The sequence below is a fragment of the Zhouia amylolytica AD3 genome (assembly GCF_000511935.2).
Taxonomy (GTDB): Bacteria; Bacteroidota; Bacteroidia; order Flavobacteriales; family Flavobacteriaceae; genus Zhouia; species Zhouia amylolytica.
Genome location: NZ_AYXY01000026.1, coordinates 315,403 through 329,444, shown reverse-complemented (window position 1 = coordinate 329,444; position 14,042 = coordinate 315,403). Strand labels below are relative to the sequence as shown.

Annotated in this window: 10 protein-coding genes; 2 read left to right on the top strand and 8 right to left on the bottom strand. The window is 38.9% G+C overall.

Features of this window, described 5'->3' with window-relative positions:
- Positions 1–160: 160 nt before the first annotated feature.
- From P278_RS15010 to P278_RS14975, 8 genes are all read right to left on the bottom strand, one after another.
- Positions 161–754 carry a hypothetical protein gene (locus P278_RS15010; protein ID WP_038268620.1) on the bottom strand — a complete coding sequence of 198 codons (594 nt, stop codon included), beginning with the start codon at positions 752–754 and terminating at the stop codon, positions 161–163.
- 179 nt (positions 755–933) lie between these two features.
- Complete coding sequence (gene mgtE / locus P278_RS15005) at positions 934–2,289, bottom strand: magnesium transporter (protein ID WP_038268618.1); 1,356 nt, start codon at positions 2,287–2,289, stop codon at positions 934–936.
- Positions 2,276–3,061, bottom strand: a complete 786-nt coding sequence (rsmA, locus tag P278_RS15000) for a 16S rRNA (adenine(1518)-N(6)/adenine(1519)-N(6))-dimethyltransferase RsmA (protein WP_038268617.1) — start codon at positions 3,059–3,061, stop codon at positions 2,276–2,278. The genes mgtE and rsmA overlap by 14 nt, the downstream gene beginning before the upstream one ends.
- Before the next feature lie 12 nt (positions 3,062–3,073).
- Positions 3,074–3,385, bottom strand: a complete 312-nt coding sequence (locus tag P278_RS14995; RefSeq protein ID WP_038268616.1) for a DUF4286 family protein — start codon at positions 3,383–3,385, stop codon at positions 3,074–3,076.
- A gap of 88 nt (positions 3,386–3,473) precedes the next feature.
- Positions 3,474–5,255: a tetratricopeptide repeat protein gene (locus P278_RS14990; protein ID WP_038268615.1), complete on the bottom strand. Its 1,782-nt coding sequence runs from the start codon at positions 5,253–5,255 to the stop codon at positions 3,474–3,476.
- Positions 5,256–5,569: 314 nt separating this feature from the next.
- A complete protein-coding gene (serS, locus tag P278_RS14985) occupies positions 5,570–6,841 on the bottom strand; it encodes a serine--tRNA ligase (protein ID WP_038268700.1) in 1,272 nt (423 codons plus the stop codon).
- Positions 6,842–7,165: 324 nt separating this feature from the next.
- Positions 7,166–8,503, bottom strand: coding sequence for an HTTM domain-containing protein (locus tag P278_RS14980; protein WP_038268614.1), 1,338 nt, complete (start codon positions 8,501–8,503; stop codon positions 7,166–7,168).
- Positions 8,493–9,446, bottom strand: coding sequence for a bifunctional riboflavin kinase/FAD synthetase (locus P278_RS14975; RefSeq protein WP_394331299.1), 954 nt, complete (start codon positions 9,444–9,446; stop codon positions 8,493–8,495). Before P278_RS14975 ends, P278_RS14980 begins: the two co-directional genes overlap by 11 nt.
- Positions 9,447–9,581: 135 nt before the next feature.
- On the opposite strand from P278_RS14975, the gene P278_RS16870 reads away from it, so the two are divergent.
- Both P278_RS16870 and P278_RS14965 read left to right on the top strand, forming a co-directional pair.
- Positions 9,582–13,361, top strand: a complete 3,780-nt coding sequence (locus tag P278_RS16870; RefSeq protein WP_051413607.1) for a reprolysin-like metallopeptidase — start codon at positions 9,582–9,584, stop codon at positions 13,359–13,361.
- The gene (locus P278_RS14965) at positions 13,358–14,041 is read left to right on the top strand and encodes a fibronectin type III domain-containing protein (RefSeq protein WP_038268613.1); all 684 of its coding nucleotides are present in this window, start codon (positions 13,358–13,360) and stop codon (positions 14,039–14,041) included. The genes P278_RS16870 and P278_RS14965 overlap by 4 nt, the downstream gene beginning before the upstream one ends.
- The last annotated feature ends 1 nt before the right edge of the window (position 14,042 follow it).

Below are 14,042 nucleotides of genomic sequence, written 5' to 3'. Positions count from 1 at the left end.
TAGAACCGTTGCTGTTTTTAAATGACTGACCTGTCGCTCGACATTACATTTGGCAGCTAACAATCATTCCGACCGGAGTGGGAGAATCTATTCTATTCCTTTATCGTTTAAGATGTCTCCATTGAAGTCGACATGACTTTGCAGTTATATTCTCTTATTATTATATTTTGTCGACCAATACTTTCGGCAAGAGCTGTTCCAGTATTGGCTTTTGGCGTTGTTCTACCACTAAGAATTTCCATGCTGTTGCACCATTATCTGATATGGCATACACATTCTTTTCCGAATATATTTCAAAGAATTTAGTCTCTTTATTATACTTTACATTTTCGGCACCAAAGCTACTTTCCAAAGAAGACATTATCAGGTTGTTTTTTGTCTCTATTTCTTCTGCAGTTTCTGATGGCTTACTATTAAACTTCATATTCATTTTATTGGAATACGACAGTAATGCATAGAATTTGTTTTCTATTTCCTCGGCATCATTGATCTTGATAATTTCTTGATCTTTGATCTCGAATTCGATTTCAGGGTTATTAAATGTTTTCTCCATCAATTCTACCATTTGTTCTTTGGAAATGATGGTAAAGAAATCGTCCACTATATAATCCATCGATTTTTCAAACTCTCTGTTAACTATAGCATCGAGATAGGCTGTGAATTCAGTTTCAATTTCCTTTTTATAATCTTGTGCCGATGCGAACGCACCGATAAATAATACCACAAGGCTAAAGAGGCTGGTTTTTAAGTTCATCGTAATTTGATTTTGGGTTGTTAATAAATATCTACGGCTAAAGGTAGTGATTTGTAGGAGTTCTTTTGTAGTTGCTTAAGTTTTTATGACTTTTTGCTTTTCAATCTTTCTATTGTTATAGGAGTCTCCGGTGCAGTTGGTATGCCTTGTAATGGCTAAAAAACAAATCTCGAAGGGTTTTAAAACCCTAAGATCATTTTGGCTATGAGGAAGTATATAAGAATCCCGAATACATCATTACTGGTGGTAATAAATGGCCCGGTAGCTACCGCAGGGTCAATTCCTCTTTTATCTAAGAATATCGGTATAAAAGTTCCGATCAGGGCGGCAATGATCACAACAGAAACAAGTGCCACACAAATTGTTGCTGACTCAAAATAAGTAGTTCCAAATGCAAAATGACTAATCAGCAGTACTATTAAGGCTATTGCTAAACCATTTACTAATCCAAGGAGTCCTTCTTTTAATAGCCTGCCCCACAACTCACCTTTTATGGTATCATTTGCGAGTCCCTGAACGACTATTGCGGATGATTGAACTCCGACATTACCTGCTGTTGCCTGGATTAAAGGAATAAAAAGTACCAGAGCCTGGTATTGGGTTAAAACGTCTTGGAAACCTCCAATAATACTCGCTGCACCCAGTCCGCCTAACATACCGATTAGCAACCAGGGTAAGCGTGCCTTGGTGAGTTCCCAAATACTATCATCTGCCTCTACATCTTGGGTAATACCCGCGGCGAGCTGATAATCTTTCTCCGCTTCATCTTTTATGAAATCTACGATATCATCGATGGTGATACGGCCTACCAATCTCCCTAATTCATCGATGACCGGAATTGCTTCCAGGTCGTATTTAGACATGATCTTCTCTACCTCCTCTGCTTCATCGTTTACAGAAACGTAGTCCACTTTTGGTATGTATACATCTTTAATAGCTGTTCGGGTGGAGGTGGTTAAAAGGTCTTTTAGTGAGAGTCTTCCTTTAAGCTTGTCCTCATCATCAACCACATAAATGGAATGCACTCTCCTCACATTTTCTGCCTGTGCACGCATTTCTTTTACACAGGTAAGCACGCTCCAGTTTTCATTCACCTTCACGAGCTCTTTCGCCATTAAACTACCTGCTGTTCCTTCATCATAGCGTAATAGATCTACGATATCCCTGGCGTGTTCCCGATCTTCTATCTGAGAGATAATCTCACTTACACGCTCTTTGGGAAGTTCTCCAATAATATCGGCAGCATCATCTGTATCTAATTCCAGAAGCTCATCTGCAATTTCTTTCGCCGAGAGCTTACGAAGGATGGTTTCCCGAACATCTTCATCTAATTCTGCCAGTACATCCGAGGTCGTCTCACTATCGAGCAATTTAATAAGGTACACAGCCTCTACATCATCCAGCTCATGAACGATCTCTGCAATATCAGCATAGTGCAAATCACTCATCATATCGAGGAGTGCACCGGCATTATTCTCGGCAATCAATAAATTGATTTCTGCAATGAGTTCGTCTGTGAGTTTAAATGGTGTCATGCTGTATTTTTTCTGTCAGCGTAATAAAATCTTTTACGCTTAATTGCTCAGGACGCTGCCCAAATATAGTATCTTCTTTTAAATTATCTGAAAGCTGAAATGTTTTTAAACTATTACGAAGCGTCTTTCTTCGTTGATTAAAAGCTGTTTTTACCACTCTAAAAAACAGTTTCTCATCACACGGAAGTTTGTAATTTTCTTTTCTAATTAATCTTAGTACCCCGGAGTCTACTTTTGGAGGTGGATTAAAAACACCCGGTTTTACCGTAAATAAATACTCAGCATCATAAAAAGCCTGGGCAAACACGGATAAGATCCCATAGGTCTTACTTCCTTCTTTTTCACAAATTCGCTGTGCTACTTCTTTTTGAAACATCCCGGTAAATTCAGGCACCTGATGTCTCCATTCCAACATCTTAAAAACTATTTGCGATGATATATTGTATGGAAAATTCCCTGTTATGGCAAAGGGTTTGTCTCCAAAAAGTTCAGACAAATCGGTTTTGAGAAAGTCTGCTTCGACAATACTGAATTTAGATCCGTCTTCGTGATAATGCTGTTTTAGGTAGGCAATGGATTCTGTATCAATATCCATTACGGTTACATTAATATCTTTGAGAAGCAAGTATTTAGTAAGCACCCCCATACCAGGACCGATCTCTAATACTTCATTATAATTTTGAAGTGTCAGCGTGTCTCCAATTTTACGGGCGATATTCTCATCGTTTAAAAAATGTTGCCCTAAGTGTTTTTTGGCCCTTACCTTACTCATCCCCTAATTTTATTAATGCTCACTAATGATCTCAAGCTCTGTTCTAAAAGCAACAAACTTATCTGCAAATAGTTTCATTGCCTCTAATCTCAACCTTTCTGCATCCTCCTGATAATAGCGCTCTAAGGTATCTTTGCTGTCGGTAAGATATTGCACCGAATAGGTGGTTCCTCCCATTTCTTCTTCTACCAATACTTTTACCATACGTGCATTGGTAAACTTTCCCGTTGCCAACATATCAGGTATATGTGTTTCACGCATCCACTTCACCCAATCGTCATGAACACTAGCGTCGATATTAATTGTTACGTTATAGATAAACATAATGCTGTTTGTTTAGGAATAAATTTTAATCTGCTGCAAAGAACCGTAGTTTTTTTATGGCATCAAAACATCTAGCTATCTAACTACGTTAATTTAGGACATCACCTCTTATTTTCCTGTAAGTATTTCGTGCCTGAACAAAGAAAATACTATCGGGATGTTCCAAAACAATGCGTTCATAAAGGGGTTTTGCCTTTTCTGTTTCTCCCTGAGCATAGTATAGGTTAGCCAATCGAAACAGCGCATCATCCATTAGAATATCGTCGGGAAAGAATTCTATGATCTTCGTATAGTTTAAGCTTGCTCGCTCCACATCTCCAAGATCTTCGAGTAAAATGGCTTGTTTCAGCAATGCTTCATCTTCGATGCTTTCACCTTTATGATTAACCAGAATATTTTCCAGTAAGGCTACTGCTTCTTTATTCTTTTTCTGATAGGCCAGCAAATCGGCCTTTGCATAAATTTTAAGAGCCGTTTGGGTTGAATCCTCAAGAGAGTTATCTGAAATCAATAGTTTCAATTGCAATGCGTCATTCGCTATCAGTTGCGATGTTGAAGACTTCAACACTTTTAATTGACTTTCAGCCCAGGCAAAATCTCCTTTATAAAAGCTGGCTTTGGCTACTTTAAACCGGGCATCCTGAGCTATTACATCATTTTTTACTTTTCGCTGAACCTGAGAATACAAGATCAGAGCCCTGTTAAATTGTTCATTGTAAACTAAGATATCAGCCAATAACATCTTAGCTTTTGCTTCCTCAAAATTATTTAAAGGCAGTTCTAATATTTCAGTGATAAAATTTTGTGCCTTGTCAGGCTCTCCTAACTCGAAGGCTATAAACTCTCCATAAGCTAATTGCAAGGGTATTGTTTGCTTGGTTCTGCCATGGGTTTCCAGTAAAGACACAAACTTTTTATTGATCTTCTCTACATCTTTTTCAGTAGAATCAGACAGGTCGATTTTTATTATACTCAACTCTGCCTCTAAGGTAACTTCCTGAAAAGGGCTATTATCAACCACAAACAGAAATATATCTTTAGCCGCCTTATAATCTTCGGCTTCATATGCTGAACGACCCAGGTTTACTATTCTTCCCAGGGTTTCCTTATTGTTTTTTTTATAGATAAATTTTTCTTGGATAAACGAACTTCCAAATTGTTTTTGTTGCACAAAAAACCAACTTAAAAGTTCATTCCAAAGCACATCCTGATTCGATTGGGAACGTTTCAGCAATTCTTTCCTCAGCAATTGATTGTTTTCGCTGTCTGTGTCATCTGAAATAAATTTCCCCAGGTTATTTAACACCCGTGCCTTATATTTTTCATCAAAAGCGATTAAATCGAGGTAGGTTTTAAACATATTTGGTACATCGTCCAGTTCTCCATAGATCAAAGCCAGATTATAATTAAAATTAAGGTCTGGATTCAATTCCATAGCTTTTCTATAGGTCTCTACAGCATAATCCAAAAGTATCAATCGCCGAAATGCATTCCCCACGGCATATGCATTTGTTACTTGCTCTGAAATACTTTCTATGGCTTTTTTATAATAGGATTCTGCCTGAGACTGATCGCCCATTAACTGGTAATTATATCCCATTTCCACCCACAATGCGGCAGAGAATCGACCCTGTTTAAATTTTGACTCCAACAATTCCTGTGCATCATTGTATCTTTCCAATTGCTGATAGCACTCCAATAAAGAACGAAAATAGGAAAAGTTACCGCTGTTGGTATTATAGAGTTTCTCGTATACGCTTACTGCTTTTTCAAACTCACCATCATCCATATATTGCCTTGCCAATGCATCATTTTGGGCATTGACCACGCCAACAAACAATATGAACAGGACGATCCAAATTTTTTTCATAAGTGTTTTTATAATTAAAGTGACAAACACTTTAATCTCAAAGATAGTAAAAGGAAACTGAAGTATTTATTCAAAAAGAAAGCCCAAACTTTCGCTTGGGCCCCTACCAACTAAATAAAGTGCTATTAATCAACATAAACTGTGATTGTTATTTGCGTTGGCATATAATATAATCTTTTACCTGTAACAAGCCTATTCCTGGATATTTCTGACGTGAAGTACGTTATGGGTAAACATAAATTTCAACATCAGTAGGATCGTAAATAAGAATTAGGCTACTTCAAATTAAGTAATTTTTTTTTAATATTCCAAGTTTAATCGATGATATCAAAGCCTGTATATGGTATTAACACCTCTGGGATCGCTATTCCATCTTTGGTTTGATAGTTCTCGATAATCCCTGCCAACACTCTTGGTAAGGCTAATGCGCTACCATTCAAAGTATGAGCCAGTTGACTTTTACCATTTTCGTCTTTAAAACGTAATTTAAGACGATTAGCCTGGTAGGTTTCGAAATTAGAAACCGAACTGATCTCAAGCCATTTCTCCTGTGCTGTGGAATACACCTCAAAGTCAAAAGTCAAAGCTGAAGTGAAACCTAAATCACCTCCGCAAAGCCTTAGAATTCTGTATGGCAATTTAAGTTCACGTAAAATTCCTTTTACATGCTCTACCATGCCATTTAATGCATTGTATGAGTTATCCGGATGCTCCACCCTTACGATCTCAACTTTATCAAACTGGTGCAATCTATTTAATCCTCTAACGTGTGCCCCATAACTACCTGCTTCTCTTCTGAAGCAAGGAGTATAAGCTGTACAACAGATCGGGAAGTCGGTTTCATTTACAATCTCTCCTCTAAAGAAATTCGTTACCGGCACCTCAGCTGTAGGAATCAGATACAGGTCATCGTTGGTTACATGATACATTTGACCTTCTTTATCAGGCAATTGTCCTGTACCATATCCTGATGCTTCATTAACTAAATGCGGCACTTGATATTCTTTGTATCCTGCAGCGGTATTTTTATCTAAGAAATAAGAGATTAGTGCACGTTGTAAACGAGCTCCTTTTCCTTTATACACCGGGAATCCAGCTCCTGAGATCTTTGTTCCCAGTTCAAAATCAATAATATCGTACTTTTTTGCCAACTCCCAATGGGGCAATGACTCAGCTTCCAATTGCGGAATTGTTCCTTCTTCAAAAACAACTTCGTTGTCTTCGTCAGAATTTCCTTTAGGAACGCTTGGGTGTGGTACATTGGGAATATTGTATAGCAATTCACTTAAGCGTTGTGTCTTTTCATTTAATTGCTCATTCAAATCTTTAGAACGCTCTTTTAACGATCCGGTTTTTTCTTTAAGCTCATTTGCTTCTTCTTTTTTCCCGGACTTAAACAAATTACCGATTTCTTTCGACAGTTTATTGGACTCCGCCAATGTATTGTCTAGCTCCGCCTGTATTGCTCTACGTTCTTCATCTACAGACAGTACCTCATTAATAACTTCATCAGCAGCAAAATTTCTTTTGCTCAAGGCTTCGATAACCTTTTCTTTGTTTTCTCTGATAAACGGTACTTGTAACATCGTTAAATAATTTTTATTTGGGCGTTCCTCTTTTCGGGCAGGCTGTTCGCTCCTGGTTTTGCTCACAAAGCGCAAACACCATCTACTTCCACCCCGATCGCCGTTAAATTAAGCGACAAATTTAGTATAAATAGTATTGAAGTAGAAAGTTTAGTTGTTGAAAGTTTAGCAATTCTCAGGTAGCGATCGTTCATGCCTTTATCTTTTGGAAGCCAACCTGCATTCTTTAACTCCTCACTAATCAACCTTCCTTAATATCAATGGCCAATTCTATCCTGATATATAACCACATGACGCAAGAAGGAAGTGGCTCAGCAGCATATTTTAATCTTTAACAGCTTTCTGCTTTTCAAGATCTGAAGGAAGCAGCCATGTATGGTGTTTAAATTGTTTCCAGGGTTCAGCGGCCAAGTCAACAGATTCATCAATTAAGGGCTTTGTAGGTCTGTGATTCACACTTACTCTATTCTTAACATAAATTGCCACTTCTTTTCCCTGTGCATTGTATTGCTTCTTCAGGCGTTGGGCAAATTGCCAGATCACATCAGGTTTGGTACCGACAATCCCCAATTGTTTCCTGGTAAGATAATTTTTAGGATAGACCAGTTCTGTTTCTCCAGTGGATTTATCAACTACTTTAAAGGTAGAATATCCGGCTTTACTGCGTAACATCATCCTCCAACTTAATCGATGTCCTTCCTCAGTCCACAGTACATCATCTTTTATAAACCAGTGTCGCAATGGCAAGGCAATTTGAATTAAAAAATAGATCGTTGCGACGGTGTAAAAAGTATTTTTATATGAAGGAACCATGACCTCATTCCCTTCGTACAATGTTTTTTTCTTCAAAAAAATGTTCCTGACGGTCTCCGGTTCAAAAAAGAACAATGTAAACGCCAGTGACAGGTATGGGAAAATTCCAATTTGGAACACTATTGAATTAAACAGATGAAATACCAGGGAAGCAAAAAATGCTAATTTCCGGGTAGGCTTCCAAAGCAGTAGTGGAATCACTAAGAGATCAAACAGAATTCCGGTGTAGGTAATAAACACATGCACCCAGTGATTCTGCAAAACATCACCGATTAGGTAATAATGATCTTTCGCACTCATTAAATTTCGTACTACGGTAAAATCTAGCCAGTCAGGATATAATTTGGCCAATGAGGCATAGGTATAAACGATCCACAACTGAAACACAATTATCCATTTACACCAAGCCGGCATTGAAATGCGTTTAATGTCGGGATTTCTTTTAGCATCAAATGACAGGTATCGATTCGCCGGAAGTATCAGCATCAACAGACAAATAAGAATTAACAAGTAATAGTGATTGTTGTAAGAGGCTTTTTGCATCATATACACAACGGTCCACATGACTGTGAACAGTCCGAGACTAAGGCGATATTTATAACCTATCATGACCAACAATCCTAAAACTCCCATTACACCAAAAAAGATATACATTCCATATCCCGGGAGCGGTTGCAAAAACTCAAAACCAATGACTGTAAATGTAAATTCCGGTGCTATTAGTGCTTTTTTAACCCATCCGGTAAGGATGGCGCCAAAAGTTTCGGCGGCTATGAGAAAGCCGAAAAACACCCTAAAAACGACCAGGGAAACATTATCTATTTGTTTAAAAAGAAGTTTATTGAGCATTTATAAACGCCAAGGCATTTAGTTTATCTTTTTTAAGCTGTTGCTGTAACATATCAATCGAATCGAAACGCTGTTCATTTCGTAAACGCGTTAACATATCGATCTGTATTTTTTTACCATACAGATCTTCATCGAAATCAAAGAAATGTATCTCAATTGATTTTTTCACTCCGTTAACGGTCGGATTATAGCCGATATTCATCATACCAAAAACCTCCCTGTCGTCTAAAATACTTTTTACGACATAGACTCCATCTTTTGGTATCAACTTATATTTTTCTTCGATATACAGATTCGCTGTGGGGAAATCTATTTGCCTCCCAAGACCTTTACCCTTCGTTATTACCCCATTTAACATAAACTCATATCCCAAAAACTCATTCGCCGTTTTTATATCTCCTTCTGCCAGCGCTTTTCTTATTTTGGTAGAACTAACCGAAACCTCATTGATTTCTTCAGCAGATATCTCCTCCACCTCAAAGCCATAAGTTTCGCCATATACCTGGAGGTCTTTTATGGTTGCTGTTCGGTTTCTTCCAAAACGATGATCATATCCGATAATGACTTTTTTGGCATTAAGATTTTTCACCAGAGCCTCCTGAACATATTCAGATGCTGATAATCGGGAAAAGGCTTTGGTAAAAGGATGTATGACTAACACATCGAGGCCAGTTTTCTCCAGAATCGCAATCTTTTCGTCTAATGTATTGATTAGTTTAAGATCTGCATCCTGCTGCAAAACCATTCTGGGGTGAGGAAAAAAAGTAAGTATAGTAGCTTTTAAATCGTTTGCTCTGGCACTTTCTATTAATCGCTTGATAATCTTTTTATGACCTACATGAACTCCATCAAAAGTACCAATAGTAACAACCGAAAAATATTCTTCATTATAATCAGACAGGTTTCTCTTTATAACCACTTGAGTCTTGTTTATTTTTAGCATTGATTGTTACAGCAAAGTAACGAATTTTTACAATGCTTTTATTATATTAGTAGAGTTATTTAGCCTTGCCGAATAAACAACAAACTCCCACTATTCTTAATTTATTTATATTTACGCATCAATCATTTTAATAAAATGAAAAAAACACTACTTTTTCTCTTTCTTGTTTGCATTGCATACACCAGCAACATATTTGCACAAGATGATGGGATTTGGAGTTATAAAAAAGAGGTGAAACCTGAAACGGTTAAGAGCTCTAAGAACTACAAGGCATTTCAACTCAATAGCGGATTACTTAAGAACGAACTAATAAACGTTGTTAACAGAAAACATGGGGTTCGAAAGGCAGCAGGAAAGATCGTTAGTTTTCCAACACAAAATGGCTCTTTGGAGCGATTCAGGATTTATGAGGCTTCGGTACTTTCGGCTGGTTTACAAAAAAAATACCCCCATATTAAATCATACTATGGGATCTCTGTCAGCAATCCGAGAACAAGCATAAGACTGAGCCTGGATGATTTTGGATTTCATGGATTGATACATTCTGAAAAGGGCATATCCTACATTAACCCAGTACCGGAAGAAAAGGATCTTTACTACATTGCCTCAAAACAAGATTTCAAGGCCCATGATTTTATGTGTAAAACGGGTGATGAAGCTATGGCACAACAGCTTAAAGGTCAGCTTTTGAACAAGGAAGAAATTGTAAATGACGGCTTACTTCGCACCTATCGCATTGCCATTGCCAGTACTGGAGAATATTCTAATTATCATATTAATGCCGCCAATGTTTCTGACGGAACCGACGAAGTTAAAAGATCTGCGGTTTTATCTGCCATGAATACTTCAATCACCCGTGTAAATGAGGTTTTTGAAAGAGATTTGGCCGTTAGCATGGAAATCGTTGCTACTAACGACCAGATTATCTACTTAGATCCTGATACCGACCCTTTCACAAATGATGATGGTGACACCCTTATTGATGAAATTCAAGATGTGATCGACACCAATATCGGAGTTGACAATTACGACATAGGGCATGTATTCAGCACAGGGGGTGGAGGTATTGCCTCGGTAGCTTCTGTTTGTACAAGCGCAAAGGCAAGAGGTGTAACTGGTAGTGCAAACCCGGTAGGCGATCCTTTTGACATTGATTTTGTTGCTCATGAAATCGGTCATCAATTTGGGGCCACCCACACCTTTAACAATTCCTGTAACAATAATCGGTCTGACAATACAGCTGTGGAACCCGGAAGTGGATCAACCCTCATGGCCTATGCAGGGATATGCCCTCCCAATGTTCAGGGTGCAAGCGATCCTTTTTTTCACGCTGTAAGTATTGCCCAGATTTGGAACAATATTACAGACGGGGTAAACGATTGTGCTACTACCGTAAGCATCGGCAACAATGCCCCGGTAATTACAACCTTGAATGATTACACCATCCCTAAAGGTACTGCTTTTTACCTCGAAGGTACTGCAACTGATACCGATGGCGACATCCTTACCTATAGCTGGGAACAAATTGATAATGCTGTAACCGCACAACCACCTGCCTCCGATTCTGAGGAAGGACCTGCTTTCAGAGTAAGATCGCCTCAATTTTCTTCTAAAAGATATTTTCCTCGTGAAGCGGATATTTTAGCCAATAATCTAAATCCGACCTGGGAGGTAATTTCCAGTGCAGGAAGGGAGTACAATTTTGCCTTATTGGTTAGAGACAACAATCTTAATGGCGGACAAACAGCCAGGGACGATGTGAAAGTGACTGCTGATGCAAATTCCGGTCCCTTTTTAATTACATCCCAAACCGACAACACCACTATTACCGGTGGAGATGCCGTAGGGATCACCTGGGATATCGCTAATACGAATATTGCCCCTGTAAATGCCACAGCTGTTGATATATTTTTAATCATCGACGAAGATTTTGAAAACCTGGTTTCTTTAGCCACCAACACTCCTAATGACGGAGCAGAAAATGTAATTTTTCCAGGAGACATTACAACTTCGAATGCGAGAATACTCATAAAACCGACCAACAACATCTTCTTTGCTATCAGTACAGCTACTTTACAAATACAGCAAAGTGAATTTAAGCTCGATATAAACTCTTTAAGCTACGAGGTCTGCAAACCAAACGACCTCAACTTTAGCTTTACCTACAGTACGTTTGCCGGATTTAATGAGACCACCAACTTTACAGCAACTGATGTTCCTGCTGGCCTGAATGTTAATTTCAGTAATTCATCTGCGGTAACTAACGGAACTAGCATCGATGTAACGGTTACCGGTACAGAAAACCTGGATAGGGGGAAATACAGTTTTACCATCAATGCGGATGCCTCTTCCCTAAGCAAACAATACCCGATTGAAATCAACCTCTTCGATGATTCATTTGATATAACCAATCTCATCAGTCCATCGAATGCAGCTACGGAAATTGTTCTAAACAGAAGGTTTGAGTGGGAAGCCGTTGAAAACGCCACGGCTTATGAAATTGAATTCTCAGAAGTTACGGATTTTTCTATCATACTGGAATCGTCGACAGTCAGTGAAGTTAATTACACCCCAACAAGCCTGCAATCGGGAGTTAGCTATTATTGGAGAGTGCGCCCCCTGAACAATTGCGGTACGGGAAATTATTCAAACACTTATTCATTTTCCACCATTACACTGGATTGCAGTAGTAACAGCAATACGACCACACGATCAATTAACAGTCAGCAACCAAATGAAATAACATCCGAGATCAATATTACAGATGACGGATATCTTCATGAGATGTTTGTAAATCTTGATATCACCCACACTTATATCAGCGACTTAACAATAACGCTTACTTCGCCTTCCGGCACCACCATCACATTAATTAATGAAGTATGCGGAGATGGCAAGAATATAAATGCGACTTTCTCTGATGAAGGCTCCTCAATTTTATGCGGAACGGATCCTGCTATTACAGGCGTGATAAAGCCGGAAGAAGCTTTAGCTAGTTTTGTCGGCGAAGCTGCAACCGGAACCTGGATACTTACGGTATCTGATGGATACAGCATTGACGGAGGCAGCCTGAATTCATTTAGCCTGGATATTTGCACAAGGCAAGACACCGATGCGGATGGTGTATACGACCCGTTGGATGCCTGCCCGAATACCCCGGCCAATACCAAAGTTGATGTTAACGGGTGTCCTGTATTTTCCCTTCCTGCGGACAACTTCAGCTTAAAAACAATCGGTGAAAGCTGTATTAATAATAACGATGGAAACATTATCATTTCGGCTAACGAGCCTTTAGATTATACCGCTACCCTCATTGGCACAGGGGTCAATAACAATCTAAGTTTTACCTCCTCTGCTGAATTCAACAATCTTTCGTCGGGAGATTATCAGTTATGTTTTACTGTAGCCGGTCAGCCTGAATACCAACAATGCTTTGACCTTTCCATTACTCAACCAGCGCCATTGCAGGTGATATCGAAAGTCCTTGCCGAAGAAAAGCTCATAACCTTAACCCTGGAAGGTGCTCCTGTATACAATATTGAACTTAACGGGATTACCACCCAAACCACTTCAAATACTATTAGCCTTACCTTGGCGAAAGGCAACAATACGATAAAAGTTACCACCAACAAAGATTGTCAAGGCATTTTTGAAGAGATGGTATTTCTGGCGGGTGAAGCATTAGCCTATCCAAACCCATTTAGAAATGAAATAACTCTTTTTACGGGTAATACCGATGAAGATATTACAGTCACCGTAGCTTCTTTAAACGGAAGTAAGCTCTATAGTGCTAAGCGCAGATCGGACAGCAAGGGCACTATTCCGTTAGATCTTACCTCGCTATCAACCGGGGTATATATTGTTCATCTTTCGGGAAGTGAAATTAGTACAAGTATTAAAATTGTAAAAGAATGAAATCTAAAGCCTATATATTCGTATTCATACTAATACTAACAGGTTGTGGTGGTAAAGATGACCCCCAGCCTCCCGTTGCTGCAGGCTTACTATTTCCGGAAAACAATTCTGAATGTACTGACGGCGTTGACCTCAATTCTACTGAGACTACCATCAACTTTAGTTGGGGTGCCTCCAACAATACTAATGAATACCGCTTACAGGTACAAAACTTAAACACTTCGGCCATTCAAACATTTTCAACAACCTCAACCTCGCAAGAGGTTGTGCTCACTAAAGGAATGCCTTATTCCTGGTTTGTTACATCGTTCTCCAACAACTTCCCGGACGAACCAGCCACCAGTAGCACCTGGCGTTTTTATGCTGCAGGTGATGGTGTTGAAAACTATGCTCCCTTTCCTGCGGAAATAGTGTACCCAAAAGGAGGTTCTACCGTTAGTGCGAACAACAATATTGTAACTTTAAAATGGAATGGGAATGATATTGATGACGATATTGCTTCCTACGATGTCTACCTGGATACGAATAGCGAGGCAAGCACTCTATTGGGGAATACAATCGCCAAAAGTATTAATACACCTACCTTAGCATTGGAAACTACTTATTATTGGAAAGTAATCTCGAAGGACAGCAAAGGGAATACCTCCGATTCAGGAATTTATGAATTCAGACTTCAGTAAT